The following is a 24,128-nucleotide window of genomic DNA, read 5'->3' as shown; positions in this document are numbered from 1 at the left end:
CCCCCCTCCTCCTCTCCCCCCCCCCCCCCCCCCCCCCCCCCCTCTCTCCCCCCCCCCCCCCCCCCCCCCCCCCCCCCCCGGCGAGGCTGGAAGCGTGCCCCGCGAGTCTGGAGCGTGCCCCGCGAGGCTGGAAGCGTGCCCCGTGAGGCTGGAAGCGTGCCCCGCGAGGCTGGAAGCGTGCCCGGCGGGGCTGGGATGCGCCCGGCTGAGGCTGGAATTTGCCCCGTAAGGCTGGGATGGGCTCGGCGAGGCCTGGGTGGGCTCGGCGAGAGCCCGGGATGGGCTCGGCGAGGCCTGGGTGGGCTCGGCGAGAGCCCGGGGTGGGCTCGGCGAGGCTGGGATGGGCTCGGCGAGGCCGGGGTGGGCTCGGCGAGGCTGGGGGCGTGCCCAGCGGCGAGGCGAACGCGGCACACAGGGACGGCGCGCGGGGTGGTACGCAGGGGCGCACAGCCCCGGCTGTCCACCCGTCAGCCCACGACGCCGGAGCGGCTGTTGCACCGCACACCCCGCCAAGACCTAGGGTGCGGCCCGTGATCAGGCCCGCAACCCCCTCCGACATCCCCGAGATCCGCGCGATGATCCGCGAACTCGCCGCGTACGAAAAGTCCCTGGACGAGGTGCACGTCACCGAAGGCCAGTTGCGCACCGCGCTGTTCGGCCCGGAGCCGGCCGCCTTCGCGCACATCGCCGAGACGGACACCGGCGAGACCGCCGGCTTCGCGCTGTGGTTCCTGAACTTCTCCACCTGGCAGGGAGTCCACGGCATCCACATGGAAGACCTGTACGTACGCCCGCAGTTCCGCGGCGGCGGCCACGGCCGGCAGCTGCTGGCCGCGCTCGCCCGGATCTGCGTGGAGCGCGGTTACGGCCGGCTCCAGTGGATGGTGCTGGACTGGAACGAGCCGACGATCCGCTTCTACGAGTCCCTGGGCGCCGTACCGCAGGACGAGTGGCAGCTGCACCGGCTGACGGACGGCGCCCTCAAGGAACTCGGCGCGCCGGTCAGCCCTTGATGCCGGTGATCTTCTTGGTGGCCAGGTCGGCCTGGACGTAGACCTTGGTGGTGTCGTGGCCCCAGGTCAGGGTGACCGTGGCGTTGGCCTTGCCCATGCCGTTGCCGGTGGAGGTGACCTTCCACTTGAGCGGGACGTCCTGGGCGCGGAGCACCCCGTCGGCGTGGTTGCGCTCCTCCCATGCCTTCAGGCTGCGCTGGAGCGGCTTGGAGAGGTAGAAGCTGCGCAGCTGCTCGGCGGTCCGGCCGTCGTGCGCGTACACGGCGTCGGTGTAGGCCCCGTAGAAGTCGGCGATCCGGGTGAACGCGCCGGCCGGGCTGCCGGAGACGGAGGGCGCGGCGGCCGCTGCCGCCGCCGGGGCGGCCTGGGCCGCGGTCCCGGCGGCGGCGTCGGACCGGCCGGCGGCCGGGGACCCGGTGGCGGTGACGGCGACGAAGGCGAGGGCCGCGGCGGCGGTGGCGGTGATCGCCGCGGTGCGGGCCGTGCGGGCGGTGCGGGTGGTGATGCGGACGGACATCGGTGGCTCCCCCGGGGGTGCGTGGCGGTGAGTGGTCGTGCAGGGCGGCGCGGCGCCTGGCGGCGCGTGACGTGGCCTCGGTGGAGGGGACGCGCGCGGCCTCCTCTCCGGTTCGCCCCGCAGCCCCTTACGCCGCTTCACCCCTTCGGGCTTCCCCCTATGCCCCTCGGCCCCTTCGGTGTTCGCCCCTACGGCCTTCCGCCCCCTCGGCTTGCGCCCCTACGGCTCCAGTACGACCTTCCCCATGGTGCCGCGGGTCTCCAGCGCGCGGTGGGCGGTCGCCGCTTCGGCGAGGGGGAAGCGCTGGACGGCCGGGACCAGGCGGCCCGCGGCGGCCTCGGCCAAGGCGCGGGTCTCCAGGGTGCGCAGGGGGTCGTCCCCGCCGGTCTTCGCGAGCATGGCGGGGCCCAGCACCCGGGTGGAGGTGATGCCGCGTTCGGCCAGCTCCTCCTCCGTGAAGGTGAGCGGCCCGGCGGAGTCGGTCCAGCCGAAGACCAGGTGCCGGCCGCCGGGTCCGAGCAGGTCCACCGCGGCCCGGCCGGTCTCCCCGCCGACCGAGTCGAAGACGACCGTCGCCGCCCGGTCCCCGAGGAAGGCGCGAGCCTGTCGCGCCCAGTCCGGCCGGGTGTAGTCGAGGGCGAGGTCGGCGCCGTTGGCCGCGGTACGGGCCGCCTTCGCGGGGCCGCCCGCCAGGCCGATCACGGTGGCTCCGGCCTGCTTGGCGTACTGCACGAGGAGGGTGCCGATGCCGCCCGCGGCGGCCGGGACCACGGCGACCGCGTCCGGGCCGAGTTCCGCGAACTGCAGGATGCCCAGGGTGGTGCGGCCGGTGCCGATCATCGCGACCGCGGCCGCCTCGTCCAGCCCCTCCGGCACGGGGTGCAGCCGGCGGGCGTCGGTGACCGCGGCCGCCGCGTAGCCGCCGGGGACCGGGCCCAGGTGGGCGACCACCCGGCGGCCCAGCCAGGCCGGATCGGTACCCGGCCCGACCGCGTCCACCGTCCCGGCCACCTCGCGGCCGGGCACGGTGGGCAGTTCGGGCAGCGGGAGCGGCCCGGGCAGCCCGGCCCGCAGGGCGGTGTCGAGCAGGTGCACCCCGGCGGCGGCCACGGCGATCCGCACCTGGCCGGGGCCGGGGACGGGGTCCTCGGTCTCCTCGTACGTCAGGTTCTCGGCGGGACCGAAGGCGTGGAGGCGTACGGCGTGCATGGCGGGCTCCTTCGTGGTCGGGGCGGCTCGGGTCGGTTCGGCCGCGGGGGCCGCACACCAGAGCCAACGACCTCAACCGACCTTGAGGTCAAGCCTTGCGGGTCCATCCCCTCGTTTGCGCAGGTCGGCGGCGGTGCTGTGGGCGTTGTCAGTGGGGGCGGCCACCATGGGGGGATGGTGCGGAACGGACGGCGGGCGACGGGTGCGGTGAAGGCGGCGCGGCGGCCGGAGGTGCGGCTGCCGGCGGAGCTGCCGGCGTACGGCGGCGAGCTGGAGCCCGACGGGGACTACGACGGGCTGGAGTTCAGGGGGTCGGACCTGGCGGGGCAGGAGGGGCCCGGGGCGAGGTTCCTGGACTGTCGGCTGGCCGGGTGCGGTCTCGACGGGACGGGGCTCCGGGGGGCGCTGCTGGTGGACTCCGTGCTGGACGGGGTCCGCGGGGTGGGCACGGACCTGGCCGGGGCCTCGCTGCGGGAGGTGGAGGTCCTGGAGGCGCGGCTGGGCGGGGTGCAGCTGCACGGGGCCGTGCTGGAAGGGGTCCTGGTGCGCGGCGGAAAGATCGACTACGCGAACTTCCGGGCCGCCCGGCTCCGGGACGTGGTCTTCGACGGCTGCGTGCTCGCGGAGGCGGACTTCGGGGGAGCGGAACTGGAGCGCGTGGAGTTCCGCGACTGCTCGCTGCTGCAGGCGGACTTCACGGGCGTGCGCATGAAGGACGTGGACTTCCGCGCGGCGGCCCGGCTGGACGTCGTACGCGGGCTGGACCGGCTCGCGGGCGCGGTGGTCAGCCCGGTCCAGCTGCTGGACCTGGCTCCCGCGCTGGCGGTGGAACTGGGCATCCGGGTGGAGGCGTAGGGCCCCGGCGGGGCCGGGTGGGTCGGCGGGGGGCCGGGTGGGCGGTTCGGCCGGGTCAGGCCGGGACGCGGGGGAAGCGGGACTGGAGGGTCCAGACGACCGGGTTGTCGGCCAGGCCCTCGTGCATGTCCGTGAGGTCCGCGATCAGGTCGTGCAGGAAGTCGCGGGCCTCGCGGCGCAGCAGGCGGTGGCTGAAGGTGAGCGGGGGCTCCTCCGGGGCCATCCAGTCGGCCTCGATGTCCACCCAGCCGAAGCGGCGCTCGAACAGGATGCAGTCGGTGGACTCGGTGAAGTCGAGCTCGGCGTACTGCCGCTCGGAGGAGCGGCTGCCGCGCGGGTCCCGGTCGAGCTGCTCGACGATGTCGCACAACGCCCAGGCGAAGTCCAGCACGGGCACCCATCCCCAGGCTGTGGACACCTCGCGGTCTTCCTTGGTGTCCGCGAGGTACACGTCGCCGCAGAAGAGGTCGTGCCGCAGGGTGTGGACGTCCGCGGTCCGGTAGTCGGTCTGCGGGGGGTCCGGGAAGCGGCGGGAGAGGGAGTAGCCGATGTCGAGCACGTCCTCATGGTGTCACGGGGCCGCAGGGGCGCGGCGCGCCCGCCCCGCCCCCTGCGACCCTGCGCGTCCTCCGCGACCCTGCCGGGCCGCGCCGCCCCGCCCCCTCCGGGCCAGCCCTGACGCTGCGCGTCGAATCCGACCCTGCGGGCCAGCCCTGACGCTGCGCGTCGAATCCGACCCTGCGGGGGCAAAATCCAGCCTCGCCGGCGTTTGAGGCGCGGGGGTGCGGGGGCGGAGCCCCCGAAGGCCGGGGCCGGGACCCTGCGGGGCTTTCCCCTACCCGCCCCTTCCCGAACCGGGGCTCCGCCCCAGACCCCGTGCCTCGAACTCCCCCCAGCCCCAGGGGGCTGGGAGGTACCCCCTGGCGGGGCTGGAGGTACGCCTCAAACGCCGGCGGGGCTGAAAGATCGGGGCTCCGCCCCGGACCCCGTGCCTCGCACTCCTCCCGCCCCAGGGGGCTGGGAGGTACCCCCTGGCGGGGCTGGAGGTACGCCTCAAACGCCGGCGGGGCTGAAAGATCGGGGCTTCGCCCCGGATCCCGTGCCTCGTACTCCCCCCGCCCCAGGGGGCTGGGAGGTGCCCCCGGCCGAGCCGGGAGGTACGCCGCGTGCGCCTCGCGTCCGCGGTGCGGTGCGGTGCGGTGCGGGGCGGGGCCCCGTCAGGGGAGGAGGCGTTGTTCCTTGGCGACTGCCACCGCGCCGGCCCGCGTGTCCACGCCGAGCTTGTCGTAGATGCGGCCGAGGTGCGTCTTGACCGTGGCCTCGCTGATGAAGAGCGCCCGCGCGATCTCCCGGTTGCCCAGCCCCCGCCCCAGCTGCCCGAGGATGTCCAGCTCGCGGTCCGTCAGGGTGGGCCGGGAGCCCCGCATGTGGGCCATCACCCGGCTCGCCACCGGCGGGGACAGCGCGGTGCGGCCCTCCGCGGCGGCCTGGATCGCCGAGAACAGCTCCTCGGGGCGTTCCGCCTTCAGCAGGTAGCCCGTGGCGCCCGCGCCGATCGCCCGCGTGATGTCGGCGTCCGTGTCGTACGTGGTCAGGACGAGGACGTGCGGGGCGCCGGGGGCGGCCGTGATCCGGCGGGTGGCCTCCACCCCGTCGATCCCGGCCCCCAGCTGGAGGTCCATGAGGACCACGTCGGGCCGCAGCTTCGCCGCCAGGGCCACCGCCTCCTCGCCGCTGCCGGCCTCGCCGACCACCTCGAATCCGGGCGCGCTGCCGAGCAGCGCCAGCAGTCCGGCCCGTACCACGGCGTGGTCGTCGCACAGCAGGATCTTCGTGGTCATGGCTGGTCCTCCGGAACCGGGGGGACGGGGATCGAGACGGACAGCACGGTGCCCTCGCCGGGCGCGGACTCCACCGCCAGGGTGCCCCCGAGGGCCGCGACCCGCGCCCGTACGGCCGGCAGCCCGTGCCCGCGTTCCGGCGCGCCGGGGGCGGCGCCGCCGCGTGCGGCCGCACCGGTCGCGGGAGCGTCGAAGCCCCGGCCGTCGTCGGCGATGTCGAGGACGACCTGGTCGCCGAGGAAGGAGAGGGTCAGGGCGGCGGTACGGGCCCCCGAGTGCTCGCGCACGTTGGCGAGGGCGCCCTGCGCGATGCGCAGCAGTGCGGACTCGGTGCGGCCGGGCAGCGGGACGGGGGTGCCCTCCAGGTGGAAGCGGACGGTGACCTCCGGGCCCGCGTCCAGCGCCCGCAGGGCCTCCGCGAGCCCGGCCCCGCCGTCGAGCTGCGGGGGCGCGAGGTCGTGCACGAGGCGGCGGGCCTCGGCGAGCCCGCGGGCGGCGATCCCGGTGGCGGTACGGACGTGCGCGCGGGCGGTGGCCGGGTCGCTGTCCCAGGTGCGGTCGGCGGCCTGGAGCAGCATCTGCTGGCTGGACAGGCCCTGGGCGAGGGTGTCGTGGATCTCCATCGAGAGCCGCTGGCGCTCGGCGAGCGTGCCCTCGCGGCGCTCGGTGGCGGCCAGCTCGCGGCGGGTGCGGATCAGGTCGTCGATCAGCTCCCGCTGGGCCTGCGCCTGGCGCTCCATGTGCACGAACACGGCGGTGGCCAGCGCGGCCACGGCGGGCGGTGCGAGGAGGAGGTTCGGGTCGAAGGAGGTGGCCAGGCGCAGCTGTGCGACCACCACGAACGCGGTGAGCAGGGCGACGAGGACGACGGCCGGGCGGGCGGGGAGGGTGCGCAGCGCGGTGAAGAACAGCGGTACGGCGCACCAGGCGAAGCTGGGTGCGAGCAGTACGAGCGCGACCCAGGTGGCGAGCACCAGCCCGAACCACAGCAGGCGGGGGCGGGTGGGGGGCGCGCCGAGGGCTGCGCCGAGGGCCGGGCCGAGTACGTACAGCAGGGCGAGGGTCAGGCTGAGGGCGAGGATCCAGGGGGTGCGGGGTTCGCCGGGGTGGCGCATCAGGAAGCGGGTGAGGGAGGCGCCGAGCAGGAGGAAGAAGGCGGTGTGCGCGACTGCGGGCAGGGTGCGGGTGCCGGCTGCGGTGCGCAGTGCGGTCGCCATGCGGTGCCTTTCCGGCCGGTGCCCGGCCTGCTGTCCCACCGGCCGTGCCGGCCCGTCCATCTTCCCCCGCGGCGCTCGCCGTGACCTGCGGGGCCTTTCCACGCGCCGACCCTCCCGAACCGGGGCGGGGTCCCGGGAACAGGCGAACACGGGATTCGGGGGGCCGCATCAACCGATCGGCCGACCCCCGGGTCAGCCGGTCCGCAGGCGCCCGGCAGCCGGTACGCCGACGGGGAGGCACCCGCGCCGCGCCCACGATGGGAGGGCGGGCAGGACGCCGCCCCGCCACCACACCCCGTCGCAAGGAGACCGCCATGAAGACCCGTACCCGCGTGCTCACCGGTGCCGCCCTCGCCGCCGCCCTCGGTGCCGGTACCTTCGGGGCCCTGCAGGCCAGCGCCGCGCCGGCCGCGCCCTCGCAGGTGCTCGCCAAGAAGGACGACCGGGGGACCTTCACCACCTCCACGCACCTGTCGATCGAGGCCGCCACCCGCGCCGCCCAGGCCGCGCTGGACGCCGCCGAGGACGAGAACCAGCGGGTCAGCGTGGCCGTCGTCGACCGCAACGGCAACACCGTCGTCACCCTCCGCGGGGACGGCGCCGGTCCGCAGTCGTACGAGTCGGCCCAGCGCAAGGCCTTCACCGCCGTGTCCTGGAACGCGCCCACCTCCGTCCTCGCCGGCCGCCTCGCCCAGGCGCCCAACCTGAAGGACATCCCCGGCACCCTCTTCCTCGGCGGCGGCGCCCCCGTCCAGTTCAAGGGCGCGCCCGTGGCCGGCATCGGCGTGGCCGGTGCGCCGAGCGGGGACCTGGACGAGAAGTACGCCAAGGCCGGCGTCGAGGCCGTCCAGGACTGAGCCCCGGCCCTCCGCCGCGGCCCCGCTTAGGATCAAGGCGTGGACCGCACCCGCACCCGTACGACCCGCACCCGGAGCCGGAGCCGGAGCCGACGCCTGAGCCGTCGCCCCGCCGCCCCCGCAGCCGCCGCCGTGCTCGCGCTCGCCCTCCTCGGCGCGTGCACCGGCGGCTCCGTGCAGGGGCGGCCGGGCGCGTCCGGGCTGCGGGACCCGTACTTCCCGCGGTCCGGCAACGGCGGCTACGACGTGAGCCATTACGGGATCACCCTGGACTACGCCCCGGACACCGGGGAGCTGTCGGGCACCACCGAGATCACCGCCTCCGCCACCCAGGGGCTCAGCTCCTTCAACCTCGACTTCGACGGGATGCGCGTCGACTCCGTGACGGTCGACGGCAAGGGCGCCCGGTTCAACCGCGTGGGCCAGGAACTGACGGTCCGTCCGCCCGACGACCTGAAGAAGGGCCGCACCTTCCGCACCCTCGTGCGCTACTCCGGCCGCCCGAAGACCATCAAGGACCCGGACGGTTCGAAGGAGGGCTGGATCCGGACCGCCGACGGTGCCCTCGCGGTCGGTGAACCGGTCGGCTCCATGGCCTGGTTCCCCGGCAACCACCACCCCTCCGACAAGGCCCGCCACGACGTCCGCATCACCGTCCCCACCGGCTACGAGGCGGTCTCCAACGGCACGCTGGAATCCCGCGTGAACCACGCCTCCGGCACCACCTTCCAGTGGCGCAGCGGCGAGCCGATGGCCACCTACCTGGCCACCGTGGCCATCGGCCGGTACGGGATCACCACCGGGCGCTCCCCGGGCGGTGTGCCCTTGTACTCGGCGGTCGTCCCCGGCGAGGCCAAGAAGAGCCGGGGTGCGCTGACCCGGCTGCCCGAGGTCGTCGACTGGGGCGCGAAGAAGTTCGGCCGCTACCCCTTCGGCTCCGCCGGGGCGATCGTCGAGAGCGGTGGGACCCTGACGTACGCGCTGGAGACCCAGACCCGGCCCGTGTACTCCAGCGCTCCGAACGAGGAGCTGATCGTCCACGAGATCGCCCACCAGTGGTTCGGGAACTCGGTGTCGCCGAAGAGCTGGCAGGACATGTGGCTGAACGAAGGCTTCGCCACGTACGCGCAGTGGCTGTGGGGTGAGGACCACCAGGGGTATACGGCCCAGGAGATGTTCGACGCGTTCTACGAGGGCGACACGGAGGTCGACGAGGAGGCGACGGACGCGGTCTGGGCCTTCCCGCCCGCGGAGCCGCCGAGTGCTGCGCACATCTCGGATCCGCCGGTGTATGCGCGGGGGGCGATGGTGCTGCACAAGATCCGCGAGGAGGTCGGGGACGAGGCCTTCTTCGACCTCGTGAAGGGGTGGGCCGGGCAGTTCCGGTACCGGAACGCGGGCACGGAGGATTTCACGGAGTTCGCGGAGGAGCGGACCGGGCATGACCTGACGGACGTCTGGGACACGTGGCTCTACGGCGAGGACAAACCGCCTTCCCCGTGACACGGCCAAATAAGCTCCACCGGCGCGCTTGAGGCCCGGGGCCGCCTTCCAGCCTCGCCGGCGTTTGAGGCGCGGGGGTGCGGGGGCGGAGCCCCCGAAGGGCCCGGCTTGGATCCCTGCGGGGCTTTCCCCTACCCGCCCCTTCCCGAACCGGGGCTCCGCCCCAGACCCCGCGCCTCAATCGCCGGCGGGGCTGAAAGGCCCGGGGCTCCGCCCCAGACCCCGCGCCTCAAACGCCGGCGAGGCTGGAGTGTGCGCAGCGAGGCTGGAATGTGCCGCGCGAGGCTGGAGGTTGCCGCGCGAAGCTGGAGCGTGCCCGGCGCACCGGGAACGTGCCTCGTGAGGCCGGGGTTTGCACGGCGTGGCTGGGGCGTGCTCAGGCAGGGGGAACCCGCGGGGGCAAAATCAAGCCCCGCCGGCGATTGAGGCGCGGGGGGCCGGGGGCGGAGCCCCCAATCCAAGCCCCGCCGGCGATTGAGGCGCGGGGTCTGGGGCGGAGCCTCCGTGCTGGGGCCCGTCAGGGGAGGGGTTTGCGGAGGACCTGGCAGGGGCGGCCCAGCGAACGGTCCGTGCCCGCCCGCACCCGCTCGTAACCCCGCCCCGTCCAGAACGCCAGCCCCCGCAGGTTGTCGTCGAGTACGGCCAGCCGCACCCCGTCCCGCCCCGCCGCGCGGAACCGGTCCTCGACCAGGTCCGCGACACGCGTGCCGTACCCCTGCCGGTGGACCGCGGAGTCGATGAGCAGCAGCCCGATCCACGGGTCCGGGTCGGCCCCGGCCGGATGGTGGGCGAGGGTCGCGGCGAGGCCGACGAGCCGGCCTTCCGAGCGGGCGAGGAGCACCTCCGAGCCCGGTTCGGCGAGTTCGTCCGCGAGGGCCGCGGCCACCTGCCCGACCGTGATGCGGGCCGGGTCCGGAAAGTCCCCGCTGAGTTCGAAGAACTCCCGGTTGGCCGCGTACAGCGCGGTGACCTCGGTGAGTACGGGCCCGGGCAGCGCGCCGTCCACACGGGCGAGGGATTCCAGGATCATGCGCCCGAACCTATCCCCGCCCCGGCCGGCGCACCTACGCCGAAACCCCCCGCCGCGCGCGGCCGCAGGGGGTTCCGTGCCGTCCGGGGACGGTCAGGACAGTCAGGACGGTCAGGACGGTCAGACGTTGACGCCGAAGTCCTGGGCGATGCCGGTCAGGCCCGAGGCGTATCCCTGGCCGACCGCGCGGAACTTCCACTCCGCGCCGTTGCGGTACAGCTCGCCGAAGACCATGGCGGTCTCGGTGGCCGCGTCCTCGGAGAGGTCGTAGCGGGCGATCTCCGAGCCGCCGGCCTGGTTCACGACGCGGATGTACGCGTTGCGCACCTGGCCGAAGTTCTGGCCGCGGGAGTCGGCGTCGTAGATCGAGACCGGGAAGACGATCTTGTCCACGTCGGCCGGGAGGCCGGCCAGGTTGACGTTGATGGCCTCGTCGTCGCCCGCGCCCTCGCCGGTGCGGTTGTCACCGGTGTGGACGATGGTCTGGTCGGGGGTGGCCTTGTTGTTGAAGAAGACGAAGTGGCTGTCCGAGACGACCTTGCCCATTGCGTTCACCGCGATGGCCGAGGCGTCCAGGTCGAAGTCCACACCGGTGGTCGTGCGGACGTCCCAGCCGAGGCCGACCGTGACGGCGCTGAGGCCCGGGGCCTCCTTCGTGAGCGAGACGTTGCCGCCCTTGGACAGGCTTACCGCCATTGGAGATGTCCCCTTTTTCTCGTCCGTGGCCGTCGGTTCCGGCCACCGTCAAGCTACCGCTGTCTGTCATAACGCGGGGAGGGGCCCGGCGGGTTCCAACCCCGCGAAATCGGAGTGACGCGGCCGCGGCGGGCCGGGATCATAGGGGGCATGCCTGGTCCCTATGTCATCCGCGGTTCGGTCGTCCTTCCGGAGGCCGAGCTCGTCTGGCGTTTCTCGCGTTCCTCCGGGCCGGGCGGACAGCACGTCAACACTTCGGACTCGAAGGCGGAGCTGAGCTTCGACCTCGGCGCCACGAAGGCGCTGCCGGAGGTGTGGAAGCAGCGGGCGCTGGAGCGGCTGGCCGGGAAGCTGGTCGGCGGGGTCCTGACGGTCCGCGCCTCCGAGCACCGTTCGCAGTGGCGCAACCGCGAGATGGCGGCCGTCCGGCTGGCCGCGCTGCTCGCGGAGGCGACCGCGCCGCCGCCGAAGCCGCGCCGGCCGACGAAGATCCCGCGCGGGATCAACGAGCGGCGGCTGCGGGAGAAGAAGGCCCGCTCGGACACGAAGCGGGGCCGCTCCGGCCGCGATTGGTGACCCGGACCTCCGCCACCCTCGCCGTCTGCGCCCCGCCGCCCCCGGCCACCAGCGTGCCGCCGGGACCGACGTGGTCTGCGTGCCGCCGCCACCCCTGCCACCAGCGTTCCGCCGGCACCGTCGCGGCCCGCCCTCACGCCCGCCCTCACGCCCCCAAATGCCGGTACCGCCCCCGGAAGTACACGAGCGGGTCGTCCCCACCGGCTGCCTGCGCCTGACCCTGCGCTTGACCCTGCGCCTGTGCCGTCGCGTGCGTCCGGGCTCCGCCCGACGCCCCCGCCACCGTCCCGGCCGACGCCCCCGCCGACGCCCCCGCCGACGCCCCCGCCACCCCCGGCAGCCCCGCCCCCAGCACCCGGCCGATGACGAGCGTGTGGTCCCCCGCCGTGACCCGGGACTCCGTACGGCATTCCAGCGTGGCCAGGGCGCCGCGGACCAGCGGGGCGCCGCTCAGCGGACCCGCCTCGTGCGGCAGGTCCGCGAAGAGCAGCCGGTCGCTGATGCGGCCCTTCATCGCGAAGCGTGCGGCCACGTGCCGCTGGCTCTGCGCCAGGATCGAGACCGCCCACAGCGGCTGCTCCGCCAGCAGGTCGTCCATCCGGGAGCCCTCGCGCAGGCTCACCAGCACCAGCGGCGGGTCCAGCGACACCGACATGAAGGCGGTGGCGGTCATGCCCACGGCCTCGTCCAGCGGTGCCTCCAGGGCGGTGACCAGGACCACGCCTGCCGCCAGCCGGGACATCGCGGCGCGGAACTCGTCATTGCTCACCCCCTCAGCATGAGGGCTGCCGGGCTCTCCAGGGGCGGAAGGGCCCGCGGGGCGGCCCGCGGAGTGGCTCGCGGCAGGTCCCGCGGGGTGGCCCGCGGAAGGGGCCGTCAGGGGTCTCGTCTTCAGCACACCCGGAACGCTAGTCTCGCCCTCCCGCGCGGCACATCGGACCCGAGTCCGAGCCGCGACCTAGGGCCGCCGACCTACCCGTCGGCGTATCGTTTGCTCTCGGGAACGAGGGGGAGCGCTCCCAGCCATCCGGGCGGCCGTAATTCATCTGATGTGACTTGAGTCACAGAGGGCAAGATTTGTTGACCCTGTGTACCGGCGGAACAGCTCACTGTGATTCAGTGGAATGGACACCGCAACGAAACGACGATGACAAACCTGGAGTTGCTGTCGAGGTCTCGGGGAGAGCGAGCAATGGAGACCGAGTCGGAGCCGTACGTCCGTCTTGCGACCCTGCGGCAGCTGCACCAGGTGGTGGCCGAACTCAACACGGCCCGCAGCCTGGCGGACACTCTGCAGACCGTCGTGGACGGCATTGTCGTGGGCCTCGGCTACGAGCTCGCCTGTGTCAACCTCGTCCGCCCCGACGGTGATCTCGTCGTCGCCGCCTTCGCGGGCAACCCCGCCGCCGAGGCGCTGATCACCGGACGCGTGGGTTCCCGCACCTCCTGGGAGCGCCGGCTCGCCATGGGCGAGTCCTGGGGCGGCCTGCGGTTCATCCCGCACACCGAGGGCTGGGTCCTGCTGGAGGACGACGTGCCCCAGTGGCACACCGAGGGCCCCGATCCGCGCTTCGAGGACGAGTGGCACCCCGAGGACCGCCTCTACGCACCGATGTACGCGACGGGCGGGGAGCTGCTCGGGGTCATCTCGGTGGACAAGCCGCGCAACGGGCGCCGACCGGGCGCCTGGGGCCGCGAAGCCCTCCAGATGTACGCCTTCCAGGCCGCCATTGCGATCAGCAATGCCAGGCTGCGCGCGAACATGCAGCGGGCCCTGGTCCGGCTGGAGCGCGAGCAGCAGGCGCTGCGGGCCAGCGAGGAGTCCTTCCGGCAGGCCTTCGAGTACGCGCCCAGCGGCATGGCCATCGCCGAGATGGGCGGGGACCAGCACGGCCGGCTGCTGCGCACCAACGACGCCCTGTGCAGGCTGCTGGGCCGGCCCGCCTCCGTCCTGCGCCGCTACTCCTTCTCCGACCTGGTCCACCCCGAGGACATCGGCACCCTGCTGCGGACCTCCGCCGAGGGCGGCCGCGCCGAGCTGCGGCTCGGCCGCCGGGACGGCACGTACGTGTGGGTCTCGCTGCGCAACTCCGTCGTCGCGGACGCCGCCGACGGGCCGCGCTTCCTGCTCACGCACGTCGAGGACATCGAGGAGCGCAAGCGGCACGAGCTCCAGCTCGCACACCGGGCCAGCCACGACTCCCTGACCGGGCTGCCCAACAGCGCCGAGCTGCGGGCCCGGCTCGGGGCCCGGCTGTGCCGGCGGCCCCAGTCGGTGCGGGCCACGGCCGTGGAGGCCCTGGACGCGGCCTACGAGGGCGCGGAGACCGGCGAGGGCTACCGGAGCCACGGGTTCCAGAGCGAGGGCTTCCAGGGGGACGGCTTCCCGGACCCTTTCGAACCGGCGGGCGGGTCCGCGGCGGGCGGGCCCGGGGTCGCGGGCTACGACCACCACGTGCACACCGTGGCCCCCGCCACGGACCTCGACGACGGCACCAAGGGCCTGGCGGTCCTCTTCTGCGACCTCGACGGCTTCAAGTCGATCAACGACCGCTTCGGGCACCACACGGGTGACGCGGTGCTGATCGAGGTGGCCCGCAGGCTGACGACCGGGGTGCGCGACGGTGACACGGTCGCCCGGCTGGGTGGTGACGAATTCGTCGTCCTCGCCGACGGGCTCGGCGCCGCCGACGCCGCCGATCTCGCCGTCCGGCTGCGCAACGCGATCATCCCGCCGATCCGGGTGGACGGCCGGGCGGTGCGGGTGGGCGCGAGTTTCGGCATCGGCTGGGCCAGCTGCGGAATGTCCGCGGACGAGGTGCTGCGCTCCGCCGATCAGCGCATGTACATCGAGAAGCGCTCGCGTTCCAAGGCCCACCGCAGGGCCGGCTGAGGTCATCCGGAGCCCGGGGGAGCGCCTGTTCGAGGTAGGCTCCCCGGGGTCGAAAGGAGTGACCTGCGATGACGACGCCCGCGAACAACGGCCCGAACAACGGCGCGAACACGCCAGAAGACGACGACCCGTTCGGTTACCTCTACGCGGACGGCCAGGCGGCCGGCGCCACCCCGCCCACGCAGGGCGGCGGTTACGGCTACCCGGGCCAGGGCGGTGCACAGCCGCGCGTCCCCAGGACCTCGTACAACCAGGTGCGGACCGTCGGCGAGCGGACCTACGGCGGCCAGCGCGGCCAGGTCCCGCAGCAGCAGACCGCGCACCAGCCGCAGCCGCACTACCAGGCCCCCGAGGCCATACAGGCGGCCGGCGGCTACGGGGTCCCGCCGCAGCAGCCGTACGGGCAGCAGCCCCCCTACGCCCCGCCGCAGCAGCCCGCCCGCGGCTCCAGCCGCCGCGGCCTGCTGATCGGTGCGATCGCGGTGGTCGGCGCGGTGGTCATCGGCATCGGTGTGGCCCTGCTCTCGGACAAGGGCAAGGACAAGGGCGACGGCGGCGACCTCGCGAACCAGCCCACCCACCAGGTCACCGAGGCCCCGGCGACCCCGGGCAAGAAGGACCCGACGAAGAAGCCGACGAAGAGCGCCGAGATCCCGGTCACGGACGCGGCGGCCGGCCAGGGCATAGTGCTCAGCGGCGGCGCGACCCCGCAGAACCAGGTGCCGGGTGCCAAGGGCGCCGGCGGCCAGTACGTGGGCGGGTTCAACCAGGTCGGCGCGGCGATCACGTGGACGGTGGACGTGCCCGAGACCGGCCAGTACACCTTCCTCGTGAACTACTCCGTGCCCGGCAAGGACGGCGACGGCACGCTGACGATCAACGGCGTGCACCAGGACCGCCCGATCCGGTTCAGCAACTTCTCGAAGGCGGCCGAGAACGACTGGGAGAAGGGCTGGACCTACAGCTACTCGTACATCGAGCTCTCCAAGGGCACCAACGCCCTGAAGCTGTCGTGCGAGGCGAACAACAAGTGCGAGGCGATCATCGACCAGCTCCGGCTGATCCAGGGCCAGGTCAAGCCCTGACCCTCCTCGCCGAAACGGGTCCGACCCGCCGCGGAAGCGGCGGGTCGGCGGCGTTTCAGGGCCGACCCGGCTGACCCGCCGTCACCGTGACCGTGCCCCGCAGCCGTTCGTAGGTGCCGGCGTCGAACTCGCCCGCTGCGGGCGCCTTCACCGTGGCCGCCGAGAGCGCCACCGCGTGGGTGAGCCGGGTGGGCCAGTCCTCCCCGCGGGAGAGCCCGGCCAGCAGGGCGGCGACCGCCGAGTCCCCCGCGCCGGTCGGGTTGCCGGGGATCGGGGCCGGGGGCGCGGCCTGCCAGATGCCCTGCGGGGTGGCGGCCAGCAGGCCCGCCGGACCCAGGGAGGTGACCACCGCGTGCGCCCCGCGCCGGCGGGCGGCCAGGGTGGCGGGCAAGGGCTCGCGGGAGCCGGTCAGTTGGGCCAGCTCGGCGGCGTTCGGCTTCACGATGTCGGGGCGGGCGGCGACCCCGCGGCGCAGCGGCTCCCCGCTGGTGTCCAGCAGGACGGCGGCCCCGGCGGCGCGGGCGGTGCGGATCAGGGTGGCGTAGGCCCCGACGGGCACCCCGGGCGGCAGGCTGCCGCACAGGGCGACGGCGCGGGTCCCGGCCCCGAGCAGCTCCTCGTAGCGGACCAGGAAGGCGGCCCACTCGGGGGCGGTGATCAGCGGCCCGGCCTCGTTGAACTGGGTGGTGTCCCCGGTGGTTTCGTCCACCACGGCCAGGGTGCGGCGGGTGTTGCCCGCGCAGGGCACCAGGGCGTCGCGGACCCCGGGGGAGCGGGTCAGGGAGGAGCGCAGCACCTCGCCGGCCGGACCGCCCGCGAACCCGGTCGCGGTGACCTCGTGCCCGAGGGCCGCCAGCACCCGGGCGACGTTCACGCCCTTGCCCCCGGGGCGCTCGGTGACGTCGGAGACGCGGTGCGAGCTGTGCGCACGCATCTGCGGCACGTGATACGTCACATCCAGAGCGGTGTTCAGCGTCACGGTCAGGATCATCGGCGCACCCCCGGGTCCCGATTCGGCGTTCGGAATTTCGTGTTCGGTGCCGGGATCATGCCAAACGGCAGGCGGGCAGCCCAGTGCAGGGGCTGCCCGCCTCCGTGTTCCAGCCGGGTGGATCAACCCGTACGGGCCCTCAGGTGCGCGGGTCCACGATCCACTCGCCGCGCCGCATCACGCCCTTGAGCGCGAAGGAGTCGTCGAGGACGACCAGGTCGGCGTACTTGCCGGGCTCCAGGGAGCCGACCTCGTCGTAGAGGCCGAGGAGCTTGGCGGGGTTGGCGGAGATCGCCTGGACCACGGACTCCACCGGCAGCCGGTCCACGGTGACGGAGCGCTTGAAGGCGGTGTCCAGGGTGAGGGTGGAGCCGGCGATGGAGCCGCCCTCGACCAGGCGGGCCACGCTGTCCTTGACCTCCACGGCGAGCGGGCCGAGGTGGTAGGTGCCGTCCCCGAAGCCGGCCGCGTCCATGGCGTCGGTGATCAGCGCGACCCGGTGCGCCCCGGCGTGGTGGAAGGCCAGCTCCAGCATGGCGGGGTGCAGGTGGGTGCCGTCGTTGATGAGCTCGACGGTGACCCGCTCGTCCTCCAGCAGGGCGGCGATCGGGCCGGGCTCGCGGTGGGCCAGGGCGGGCATGGCGTTGTACAGGTGGGTGGCGACGGTGGCGCCCGCGTCGATGGCCTCGCGGGTCTGGTCGTAGCTGGCGTCGGTGTGCCCGATGGCCGCGATCACCCCGTGCTCGGCGAGCAGGCGTACGGAGTCCAGTCCGCCGGGCAGCTCGGTGGCGAGGGTGACCATGCGGGCCTGGCCGTGGGCGGCGTCGATCAGCTTGCGGACCTCGGCCGGGTCGGGGTCGCGCAGCAGGCCCTCGGTGTGGGCGCCCTTGCGGCAGGGGGAGATGAACGGGCCCTCGAAGTGGATGCCCGCGATGTCGCCCTGCTGGGCCAGCTCGGCGAGCAGGGAGGCCCGGCGGGCCAGCTCGGCGAGGTCCTCGGTGACGGTGGAGGCGACCAGGGTGGTGGTGCCGTGCTCGCGGTGGGTGCGCACACCGGTGAGGACGTCCTCCGCGGTGCCGGAGGTGAAGGAGGCGCCGCCGCCGCCGTGGTTGTGCATGTCCACGAAGCCGGGGACCACCCAGTGTCCGGACAGGTCGGTGACCTGCGCGTCCTCCCGGGCGGCGCCCGCGATGCGGGGGCCTTCGACGATGACGCGGCCGTTCTCGACGATCCCGGTCGGCAGCACCACCCTCGCGCCGGAGAGGACGGTGCAGTGTGCGCTTCCGGACATCAGGCGGATACCTCCGTGGCGAGTAGGTCCCAGGCGAGCAGGCCCGCGCCCAGGCAGCCGGCGGTGTCCCCGAGGGCCGCCGGCACGATGTTCGGCAGCCGCTGGAACGTCACGCGTTCCTTGACGGCCGCCCGCAGGGGGGTGAACAGGGTTTCCCCGGCCTCCGCCAGGCCGCCACCGATGATCAGGGTGCGCGGGTCCAGCAGGGTGAGGGCGGTGACCAGCCCGTCGGCGAGTGCGCCGATGGCCCCGGACCAGACGGCCAGGGCGCGGGCGTCGCCGGATTCCACGGCCTTGGCGCAGTCCGCGGCGTCCGCCTGCGGGTCGCCGGAGGCGGCGGCCCAGGCGCGGGTGACGGCGGCGGCGGAGGCCAGGGTCTCCAGGCAGCCGCGCTGGCCGCAGCCGCACGCGGGGCCGCCGGGGCGGACCACGATGTGCCCGATCTCGCCCGCGTAGCCGTGCGCGCCGGCCTCGATGGCCCCGGCGATGCCGATGGCGCCCGCGATGCCGGTGCCCAGGGGCACGAAGAGGAAGCGGTCGGCGCCCCGGCCGGCGCCGATGCGGCCTTCGGCCAGGCCGCCGGTGCGGACGTCGTGGCCCAGGGCGACCGGGATCCCGTCCAGGCGCTCGCTGAGCATCGCGCGCAGCGGCACGTCACGCCAGCCGAGGTTGGCGGCGTAGACGGCGATGCCCTCCTCGGCGTCGACGATGCCGGGCACGGCCACGCCGGCGGCGGCCGCCGGCTGTCCGTACCGCTCCTGCCCGAGGGCGTGCAGCTCGGCGGCGAAGGCGAGGATCGACTCGACGACGGCCTCGGGGCCGCGCTCGCGGCCGGTGGCCCGGCGCGCCTCGTGGAGCAGCGTGCCGTCCGCCCCGACCAGGGCGGCCTTCATCCCGGTGCCGCCCACATCGAGGGCGATGACGTGTTTCACGGGTTTCACGGGGGACAGTCTCGCGCGTGGGAAGGGGAAAGGTCTAGTCCACTGATCGGGATTGTTGAGCCGCCATACAAATCAGCTGCCCAGCTCGCGGACGGGAAGTCCTCTGCATGGGCACCTCACTTGTAAGCGGAGCGGCCGGGTGGTGTAGACCTTACGGACGAGGAACGGGAAGAGAACCGGGGAAGACAAGGGTGGGAACAGCAGTGAAGCCGCGCTACCGGAACCTGGCCGCCGCAGCAGCGGCACTGTGCATGACGGCGACCCTGACCGGCTGTGGAAGCCTCACCGGGGACAACGAGGTGACCCTGCGGCTCGTGGCGGCCGACTACGGGGACAATCCCTCGAATTCCTCCAAGCAGTACTGGGAGGACCTGGCCGCCGCCTTCACCGCGGCCAACCCCGGCATCAAGGTCGAGGTGAGCGTCTACTCCTGGGAGGAGGTGGACGCCAAGGTCGCCGAGATGGACAAGGCCGGCAAGGCCCCCGACATCGCGCAGATCGGCGCCTACGCCGACTACGCGGCCGCGGACAAGCTGTACACCACCGACCAGCTGCTCTCGGTGACCACCGAGGCCGACTTCCTCGGCCCGCTCGCCGACGCCGGCAAGATCCGCCGCGTCCAGTACGGCATGCCCTTCGTCTCCAGCACCCGCCTGCTCTTCTACAACCAGGAGCTCTTCGACAAGGCGGGGGTCAAGGCCGCCCCCAAGACCTGGGACGAGCTGGAAGCCGCCGCCAAGAAGCTCAAGGGCACCGCCAAGACCCCCTTCGCGCTGCCGCTGGGCCGCGAGGAGGCCCAGGCGGAGACCATGATGTGGCTGCTGGCCGGAGGCGGCGGCTACACCGACAACGACGAGACGTACAGCATCGACTCCACGGAGAACACCAAGACCCTGGAGTGGCTCAAGGGGCACCTCGTCGAGCCCGGGCTCACCGGCGCCACCCCGCCCTGGGAGCTCAACCGGCAGGCCGCCTTCGACGCCTTCACCCGCGGCGAGGTCGGCATGCTCAACGGCCACCCCACCCTCATGAAGCAGGCCGCCGCCAAGGGCGTGAAGTTCGGCATGGTCCCCATGCCCACCGAGGACGGCCGCGAGCAGCCCACGATGGGCGTCGCCGACTGGGTCATGGCCTTCAAGAGCGGCGGCCACCCCAAGGAGGCCGGCAAGTTCCTCGACTTCATGTACGAGGAGAAGAACGTCACCAAGTTCACCGGCACGTACGACCTGCTGCCGGTCACCACCACCGGCTACCGCGCCATGCAGGCGAGCACCGGGGCCTCGGCCGAGCAGCTGAAGACCTTCCTGAGCGCGCTGCCGGGGTCGCGGCTGTACCCGGTCGGGAAGAAGTCGTGGGCGCGGGTGAGCGAGGACATCAAGCAGAACGTGGGCAAGGCCCTGCAGCCGGGCGGGGACCCCGACAAGGTCCTCGACGCGATCGCGGACACGGCGCGGCGCAACGACGGCTGACCGGCCCGCTTCCGGGGGCTCCGCCCCCGGACCCCCGGGGCGGGGCGGGATTCGGCTCCGCCGGGGCGTGTCCGAGCGGCCGGTTATGTTGGGGGCATGACGGATCACGAGCAGGGGCGGGACGGCGCGCTCTCGGAGCGCGAGGCCGCCGTGCTCGCGTACGAGGGGCGCAGCTGGGCCGGGCCGGGGGCCAAGGAGCGGGCGATACGGGAGGGACTGGGCATGTCCCCGGTCCGCTACTACCAGCTGCTGAACGCGCTCCTGGACGACCCCCGGGCCCTGGCCCACGCCCCCGGCACCGTCAACCGCCTCCGCCGGATCCGCGAGGACCGGCGCGCCCGGCGCTGAGTCCCAGTAGGGTCGGACCCATGGTGAGCCATCCGCACGTCCCGGATCCGCCTGTCCCTCCCCGGGGCTCCGCCCCGGACCCCGGCCCCCACGCGCCGGACGGGCCGGATTTTCCCCCCGAAGCCGGGGCGCTGCCGCGCCCGCGGACGGCCGCCGGGCGGCACGGGCTGGAGGCCATGCTCCGGGACCCCGCCGGATCCGTGGTCGCGCTCGACTTCGACGGCACGCTCGCAGAGATCGTCCCGGACCCGGAGCGGGCGAGGGCACACCCCCGGGCGGTGGCGGCCCTGGCCGCCCTCGCCCCGCAGGTCGGCTCCGTGGCCGTGATCACCGGCCGCCCCGCCGGGGTCGCCGTCCGCTACGGCGGCTTCGCCGGGATCCCCGGCCTGGAACACCTCCGCGTGCTCGGCCACTACGGCTCCGAGCGCTGGGACGCCGCCACCGGCCTCGTCCACGCCCCCGCCGAACACCCCGGCGTCGCCGCCGTCCGCGCCGAGCTGCCCGGCTGCCTCGACGCGGTCGGCGCCTGGCAGGGCACCTGGATCGAGGAGAAGGGCCAGGCGGTCGCCGTGCACACCCGCCGGGCCGCCGACCCGGCCGCCGCCTTCGAGGCCCTGCGCGACCCGCTCGCCCACCTCGCCCACAAGCACGGCCTGATCCTGGAGCCCGGCCGCGCCGTCCTCGAACTGCGCCCCCCGGGCATGGACAAGGGCGTCGCCCTCGCCGGCTACCTCGCCGAGACCGGCGCCCGGGCCGTCCTCTACGCCGGGGACGACCTCGGGGACCTCGCCGCCTTCGCCGCCGTCGAGAAGCTCCGCGCCGACGGCCTGCCCGGACTGCTCGTGTGCAGCGGCTCCTCCGAGGTGCCCGAGCTGGCCGCCCGGGCCGACCTGGTCCTCGACGGCCCGGCCTCGGTCGTCGCGTTCCTCGCCGCCCTGGCCGCGGAGATCAGCGCAGCAGGTCCGCCAGCTGCCGGGTGAACCAGCGGGCCGGCGGCAGCGCGGTGGCCGCCGCCGCCAGGCGCTTGGTCCGCTCGGCCCGCTCCGGCTCCGGCAGGGACAGCGCCGCGTGCAGGGCCGCCGCCGTCTCGGACACGTCGTACGGGTTCACCGCGAAGGCGTCCTCGCCCAGCTCCGGGAAGGCCCCCGCCTCCCGCGACAGCACCAGCGCGCACCCGGCCTCCGAGACCACCGGGATCTCCTTCGCCACCAGGTTCATCCCGTCGCGCACCGGGTTCACCAGCGCCACGTCCGCCATCCGGTACGCGGCCAGCGAGCGGGCGAAGTCGTCCTGGACGGACACCAGCACCGGCTGCCAGTCCGCCGTCCCGAACTCCTCGTTGATCCGCTGCGCGAGCGCGGACACCTCCGCCGTGTAGTCCCGGTAGACCGCCAGGTCCTGCCGCGAGGGGTAGGCCGAGGCCAGGTGCACCACCCGGCCGCGCCACTCCGGCCGCTCCGCCAGCAGCTCCCGGTAGGCCAGCAGCCCGCGCACGATGTTCTTCGACAGCTCGGTCCGGTCCACCCGCACCACCGTGCGCCGGTCCCCGACCTCCGCCCGCAGCCCCGCAAGCCGGTCGTTCACGTCCGGCCGGTGCGCCAGCTCCCGCAGCTCCTCGCCGTCCACCCCCAGCGGGTGCACCGCGACCTCGGTCCGGCCCAGCCGCTCGGGACCGGCGCACCGCCGGAACAGGTCCGCCCACACCTCGGTGTGGAAGCCCAGCCGGTCCGCGCCGAGCATCCCCCACAGCAGCCGCTCCCGGATGTCCTCCGGCAGCATCCGGAAATAGGCCGGATCCGCCCACGGGGTGTGCGTGAAGTGGCCGATCCGCAGGTCCGGGCGCCGCTCCCGCAGCAGCCCGGGCACCAGCGCCAGCTGGTAGTCCTGCACCAGGACCGCCGCCCCGGGGGCCGCCTCCGCCGCCAGCGCCTCGGCGAAGGCCAGGTTGTACGCCTCGTACGCCTGCCACTGGCGCCGGAACGCGGAGTCGAAGACCGGCTCGCGCGGGATGTCGTACAGGTGGTGGTGGACGAACCACAGGACCGAGTTCGCGATCCCGTTGTAGGCGTCCGCGTAGACCTCCTCCGGGATGTCCAGCATCCGGACCCCCGGTTCGGAGACCCCGCGCCGGACCGCCTCCCGGTCCGCCGGGCCCAGGGCCGCGCACACCCACAGGGCCTCCGGCTGCCCGGCCAGGGCCGCCGACAGGCCGGAGACCAGCCCGCCCCCGCCGCGCCGGGCCGTCAGGGCCCCGTCCTCGGAAAGCGTGTAAGACAGCGGGCCACGGTTCGCTGCAACGAGCACGTGAGAAGCCATGCGGCCAACCTAGCCCGGCCCGCTCCCGCTCAAACGTTTCCGGCGCGCGGGCCGCCGCACGGCGCACGCCTCAGGCCACGCGCCGCACCGGGCGCCCCCGGGCCCGCACCCCGTACGCGCGGTACGCCGTCCGGCCGGTACGCCGCGGTGCCCGCGGGCCGGTCAGGCCACGCGCCGCTGCCCGTACTCCTCGATCTCCCGCATCGGCGGCCGCTCCTCCGTGTCCACCGGGTACGTCCGCGGCACGAAGCCCTCCGGGCCCCGCTCGAACTGCACCAGCTCGGGCCGCACCAGGTGCGCCCGCGAGAGCCGCACCTGCGCGGTCCGGTAGATCGCGGCGGCCATCCGGCCCAGTGCCTGCCCGTCCTGGTGCCGGTGGATCCGCACCCCCACGTCCACCTGCGCCAGCGCGTCCAGCCCGACCGTGTGCAGGGCGTCCACCAGCAGGCCCAGCTCCACCCCGTACCCGACGGGGAACGGCAGCCGCTCCAGCAGGGACCTCCGTACGGCGTACTCCCCGCCCAGCGGCTGCACGAAGCCGGCCAGCTGCGGCCAGTGCAGGTTGAGCAGCGGGCGGGCCACCAGCTCCGTGACCCGGCCGCCCTGCCCCGGCGAGTCGCCCTGCGCCGACCCGGCCAGCCGCAGCGGCCGGTCGTACATGGCCTTCACGAAGTGCACGTCCGGGTCGGTCAGCAGCGGGCCGACGATCCCGGACACGAAATCGGCCGAGAAGTCCCGCAGGTCGGCGTCCACGAAGCACACGACGTCCCCGGTGGTCGCCAGCAGCGAGCGCCACAGCACCTCGCCCTTGCCCGGCAGGGCCGGGATCCGCGGCAGGATCTCGTCCCGGTGCACCACCCGGGCGCCCGCCTTCGCGGCCACCTCGGCGGTCCGGTCGGCGGACCCGGAGTCCACCACGACCAGCTCGTCCACCAGCGGAACCGCCTCGATCAGCTCGCGCCGGACCACCTCGACGATCTGCCCGACCGTCTCCTCCTCGTCGAGCGCGGGCAGCACCACGCTGACCGTCGTCCCCGCCGCCCGTTTGGCTGCGAGCAGCAGGTCGAGCGGACGGTCGGCGGCCGACCAGGAACGGCCGGCCAGCCAGCGCTCCACCTCATCCAGCACGGTCGGTACTCCCCTGTTCCTGACCGTTTTCCGGCCGAAAAGTGATCCATCTCGCGGTTCGGACACCCGTCTCAACGGTCCGCACCTTCGGTTACAGTCTTGAACAACGCGGACGACCATCGCATGTCGGGGTCGCCCCGCGCACAAACGCCCGGCCGCGCGCGAGCGCAGCGCCGGAGCCATACCGCTCATCCAGAGGGGCAGAGGGACACGGCCCGTTGAAGCCCCGGCAACCCTCCAGTCGGTTCACTCGCGATCTCCGCAACAGAAGCGAGGCCACCACCGGCTAGGGAAGGTGCCAATTCCGTCTCATGGCGACGTCCGCCATGGGGAAGATGAGGAGAAAGGGCCT

At 74.2% G+C, this 24,128-nt stretch carries 23 protein-coding genes and 1 riboswitch; of the genes, 10 read left to right on the top strand and 13 right to left on the bottom strand.

Annotated elements, in window-relative coordinates:
- Positions 1-530 precede the first annotated feature (530 nt).
- The gene (locus ACZ407_RS28445; protein ID WP_468133156.1) at positions 531-1,013 is read left to right on the top strand and encodes a GNAT family N-acetyltransferase; all 483 of its coding nucleotides are present in this window, start codon (positions 531-533) and stop codon (positions 1,011-1,013) included.
- On the opposite strand, the gene ACZ407_RS28440 is transcribed toward ACZ407_RS28445, so the two are convergent.
- Together ACZ407_RS28440 and ACZ407_RS28435 are read right to left on the bottom strand one after the other, a co-directional pair.
- The gene (locus tag ACZ407_RS28440; RefSeq protein WP_468133154.1) at positions 1,003-1,530 is read right to left on the bottom strand and encodes a hypothetical protein; all 528 of its coding nucleotides are present in this window, start codon (positions 1,528-1,530) and stop codon (positions 1,003-1,005) included. The genes ACZ407_RS28445 and ACZ407_RS28440 overlap by 11 nt on opposite strands.
- 219 nt (positions 1,531-1,749) lie before the next feature.
- Positions 1,750-2,739: a zinc-binding dehydrogenase gene (locus tag ACZ407_RS28435; protein ID WP_468133152.1), complete on the bottom strand. Its 990-nt coding sequence runs from the start codon at positions 2,737-2,739 to the stop codon at positions 1,750-1,752.
- Positions 2,740-2,913: 174 nt separating this feature from the next.
- Here ACZ407_RS28435 and ACZ407_RS28430 point away from each other — a divergent pair, with 174 nt between their 5' ends.
- Positions 2,914-3,594: a pentapeptide repeat-containing protein gene (locus tag ACZ407_RS28430; protein ID WP_468133150.1), complete on the top strand. Its 681-nt coding sequence runs from the start codon at positions 2,914-2,916 to the stop codon at positions 3,592-3,594.
- 55 nt (positions 3,595-3,649) lie between these two features.
- Here ACZ407_RS28430 and ACZ407_RS28425 read toward each other — a convergent pair whose 3' ends face one another.
- From ACZ407_RS28425 to ACZ407_RS28415, 3 genes are all read right to left on the bottom strand, one after another.
- Positions 3,650-4,153 (bottom strand): hypothetical protein, encoded by a 504-nt coding sequence (locus ACZ407_RS28425; protein WP_468133148.1) that lies wholly within the window; start codon positions 4,151-4,153, stop codon positions 3,650-3,652.
- 658 nt (positions 4,154-4,811) lie between these two features.
- Positions 4,812-5,435 (bottom strand): response regulator, encoded by a 624-nt coding sequence (locus ACZ407_RS28420; RefSeq protein ID WP_468133146.1) that lies wholly within the window; start codon positions 5,433-5,435, stop codon positions 4,812-4,814.
- Positions 5,432-6,652 carry a sensor histidine kinase gene (locus ACZ407_RS28415; RefSeq protein WP_468133144.1) on the bottom strand — a complete coding sequence of 407 codons (1,221 nt, stop codon included), beginning with the start codon at positions 6,650-6,652 and terminating at the stop codon, positions 5,432-5,434. The genes ACZ407_RS28420 and ACZ407_RS28415 overlap by 4 nt, the downstream gene beginning before the upstream one ends.
- Before the next feature lie 314 nt (positions 6,653-6,966).
- On the opposite strand from ACZ407_RS28415, the gene ACZ407_RS28410 reads away from it, so the two are divergent.
- The gene (locus tag ACZ407_RS28410) at positions 6,967-7,509 is read left to right on the top strand and encodes a GlcG/HbpS family heme-binding protein (RefSeq protein ID WP_468133142.1); all 543 of its coding nucleotides are present in this window, start codon (positions 6,967-6,969) and stop codon (positions 7,507-7,509) included.
- A 96-nt stretch (positions 7,510-7,605) separates the two neighbouring features.
- Positions 7,606-9,012, top strand: a complete 1,407-nt coding sequence (locus ACZ407_RS28405) for a M1 family metallopeptidase (RefSeq protein ID WP_468133275.1) — start codon at positions 7,606-7,608, stop codon at positions 9,010-9,012.
- Positions 9,013-9,529: 517 nt separating this feature from the next.
- On the opposite strand, the gene ACZ407_RS28400 is transcribed toward ACZ407_RS28405, so the two are convergent.
- Complete coding sequence (locus ACZ407_RS28400; RefSeq protein WP_468133140.1) at positions 9,530-10,042, bottom strand: GNAT family N-acetyltransferase; 513 nt, start codon at positions 10,040-10,042, stop codon at positions 9,530-9,532.
- Between the two features lie 120 nt (positions 10,043-10,162).
- Positions 10,163-10,738, bottom strand: a complete 576-nt coding sequence (locus tag ACZ407_RS28395) for a TerD family protein (protein ID WP_468133138.1) — start codon at positions 10,736-10,738, stop codon at positions 10,163-10,165.
- Between the two features lie 150 nt (positions 10,739-10,888).
- Here ACZ407_RS28395 and arfB point away from each other — a divergent pair, with 150 nt between their 5' ends.
- Positions 10,889-11,314, top strand: a complete 426-nt coding sequence (arfB, locus tag ACZ407_RS28390) for an alternative ribosome rescue aminoacyl-tRNA hydrolase ArfB (RefSeq protein WP_468133136.1) — start codon at positions 10,889-10,891, stop codon at positions 11,312-11,314.
- Between the two features lie 145 nt (positions 11,315-11,459).
- Here the strand turns inward: arfB and ACZ407_RS28385 are convergent, their stop codons facing one another.
- Positions 11,460-12,083, bottom strand: coding sequence for a flavin reductase family protein (locus tag ACZ407_RS28385; RefSeq protein WP_468133134.1), 624 nt, complete (start codon positions 12,081-12,083; stop codon positions 11,460-11,462).
- A 423-nt stretch (positions 12,084-12,506) separates the two neighbouring features.
- Here ACZ407_RS28385 and cdgB point away from each other — a divergent pair, with 423 nt between their 5' ends.
- Positions 12,507-14,207, top strand: coding sequence for a diguanylate cyclase CdgB (gene cdgB / locus ACZ407_RS28380; RefSeq protein WP_468133132.1), 1,701 nt, complete (start codon positions 12,507-12,509; stop codon positions 14,205-14,207).
- 68 nt (positions 14,208-14,275) lie between these two features.
- Positions 14,276-15,292, top strand: coding sequence for a CBM35 domain-containing protein (locus ACZ407_RS28375; RefSeq protein WP_468133130.1), 1,017 nt, complete (start codon positions 14,276-14,278; stop codon positions 15,290-15,292).
- Positions 15,293-15,347: 55 nt separating this feature from the next.
- On the opposite strand, the gene ACZ407_RS28370 is transcribed toward ACZ407_RS28375, so the two are convergent.
- The 3 genes from ACZ407_RS28370 to ACZ407_RS28360 form a co-directional block, all read right to left on the bottom strand.
- Positions 15,348-16,283 carry a 1-phosphofructokinase family hexose kinase gene (locus tag ACZ407_RS28370; protein WP_468133128.1) on the bottom strand — a complete coding sequence of 312 codons (936 nt, stop codon included), beginning with the start codon at positions 16,281-16,283 and terminating at the stop codon, positions 15,348-15,350.
- A gap of 139 nt (positions 16,284-16,422) precedes the next feature.
- Entirely contained in the window at positions 16,423-17,574 is a 1,152-nt protein-coding gene (nagA, locus tag ACZ407_RS28365; RefSeq protein ID WP_468133126.1) for an N-acetylglucosamine-6-phosphate deacetylase, read from the bottom strand.
- Complete coding sequence (locus tag ACZ407_RS28360) at positions 17,574-18,506, bottom strand: ROK family protein (protein WP_468133273.1); 933 nt, start codon at positions 18,504-18,506, stop codon at positions 17,574-17,576. Before ACZ407_RS28360 ends, nagA begins: the two co-directional genes overlap by 1 nt.
- Positions 18,507-18,706: 200 nt before the next feature.
- On the opposite strand from ACZ407_RS28360, the gene ACZ407_RS28355 reads away from it, so the two are divergent.
- The 3 genes from ACZ407_RS28355 to otsB all read left to right on the top strand — a co-directional run bounded on the left by ACZ407_RS28355 (position 18,707) and on the right by otsB (position 21,312).
- On the top strand, positions 18,707-19,984 hold the full coding sequence (locus ACZ407_RS28355; protein WP_468133124.1) for an ABC transporter substrate-binding protein: 1,278 nt from the start codon (positions 18,707-18,709) through the stop codon (positions 19,982-19,984).
- 96 nt (positions 19,985-20,080) lie between these two features.
- On the top strand, positions 20,081-20,332 hold the full coding sequence (locus ACZ407_RS28350; RefSeq protein WP_468133122.1) for a DUF3263 domain-containing protein: 252 nt from the start codon (positions 20,081-20,083) through the stop codon (positions 20,330-20,332).
- Positions 20,333-20,508: 176 nt separating this feature from the next.
- The gene (otsB, locus tag ACZ407_RS28345; protein ID WP_468133120.1) at positions 20,509-21,312 is read left to right on the top strand and encodes a trehalose-phosphatase; all 804 of its coding nucleotides are present in this window, start codon (positions 20,509-20,511) and stop codon (positions 21,310-21,312) included.
- Here otsB and ACZ407_RS28340 read toward each other — a convergent pair.
- Positions 21,281-22,648 carry an alpha,alpha-trehalose-phosphate synthase (UDP-forming) gene (locus ACZ407_RS28340; protein ID WP_468133118.1) on the bottom strand — a complete coding sequence of 456 codons (1,368 nt, stop codon included), beginning with the start codon at positions 22,646-22,648 and terminating at the stop codon, positions 21,281-21,283. The two genes, otsB and ACZ407_RS28340, sit on opposite strands and share 32 nt — an antisense overlap.
- Positions 22,649-22,810: 162 nt before the next feature.
- Complete coding sequence (locus ACZ407_RS28335) at positions 22,811-23,776, bottom strand: glucosyl-3-phosphoglycerate synthase (RefSeq protein WP_468133116.1); 966 nt, start codon at positions 23,774-23,776, stop codon at positions 22,811-22,813.
- Between the two features lie 185 nt (positions 23,777-23,961).
- Positions 23,962-24,118, top strand: a riboswitch (SAM riboswitch).
- Positions 24,119-24,128 lie beyond the last annotated feature (10 nt).

The sequence above is a fragment of the Streptomyces sp. NPDC030809 genome (genome assembly GCF_055572195.1).
Note: the sequence above shows the minus strand (reverse complement) of the source record. Positions and strands in the feature narration are given on the sequence as shown.

Coding starts and splice junctions, on each gene's coding strand:
- ACZ407_RS28440 (WP_468133154.1), bottom strand. CDS start 1,530: ATGTCCGTCCGCATCACCACCCGCACCGCCCGCACGGCCCGCACCGCG.
- ACZ407_RS28435 (WP_468133152.1), bottom strand. CDS start 2,739: ATGCACGCCGTACGCCTCCACGCCTTCGGTCCCGCCGAGAACCTGACG.
- ACZ407_RS28430 (WP_468133150.1), top strand. CDS start 2,914: ATGGTGCGGAACGGACGGCGGGCGACGGGTGCGGTGAAGGCGGCGCGG.
- ACZ407_RS28420 (WP_468133146.1), bottom strand. CDS start 5,435: ATGACCACGAAGATCCTGCTGTGCGACGACCACGCCGTGGTACGGGCC.
- ACZ407_RS28415 (WP_468133144.1), bottom strand. CDS start 6,652: ATGGCGACCGCACTGCGCACCGCAGCCGGCACCCGCACCCTGCCCGCA.
- ACZ407_RS28410 (WP_468133142.1), top strand. CDS start 6,967: ATGAAGACCCGTACCCGCGTGCTCACCGGTGCCGCCCTCGCCGCCGCC.
- ACZ407_RS28400 (WP_468133140.1), bottom strand. CDS start 10,042: ATGATCCTGGAATCCCTCGCCCGTGTGGACGGCGCGCTGCCCGGGCCC.
- ACZ407_RS28395 (WP_468133138.1), bottom strand. CDS start 10,738: ATGGCGGTAAGCCTGTCCAAGGGCGGCAACGTCTCGCTCACGAAGGAG.
- arfB (WP_468133136.1), top strand. CDS start 10,889: ATGCCTGGTCCCTATGTCATCCGCGGTTCGGTCGTCCTTCCGGAGGCC.
- cdgB (WP_468133132.1), top strand. CDS start 12,507: ATGGAGACCGAGTCGGAGCCGTACGTCCGTCTTGCGACCCTGCGGCAG.
- ACZ407_RS28375 (WP_468133130.1), top strand. CDS start 14,276: ATGACGACGCCCGCGAACAACGGCCCGAACAACGGCGCGAACACGCCA.
- ACZ407_RS28370 (WP_468133128.1), bottom strand. CDS start 16,283: ATGATCCTGACCGTGACGCTGAACACCGCTCTGGATGTGACGTATCAC.
- nagA (WP_468133126.1), bottom strand. CDS start 17,574: ATGTCCGGAAGCGCACACTGCACCGTCCTCTCCGGCGCGAGGGTGGTG.
- ACZ407_RS28350 (WP_468133122.1), top strand. CDS start 20,081: ATGACGGATCACGAGCAGGGGCGGGACGGCGCGCTCTCGGAGCGCGAG.
- otsB (WP_468133120.1), top strand. CDS start 20,509: ATGCTCCGGGACCCCGCCGGATCCGTGGTCGCGCTCGACTTCGACGGC.
- ACZ407_RS28340 (WP_468133118.1), bottom strand. CDS start 22,648: ATGGCTTCTCACGTGCTCGTTGCAGCGAACCGTGGCCCGCTGTCTTAC.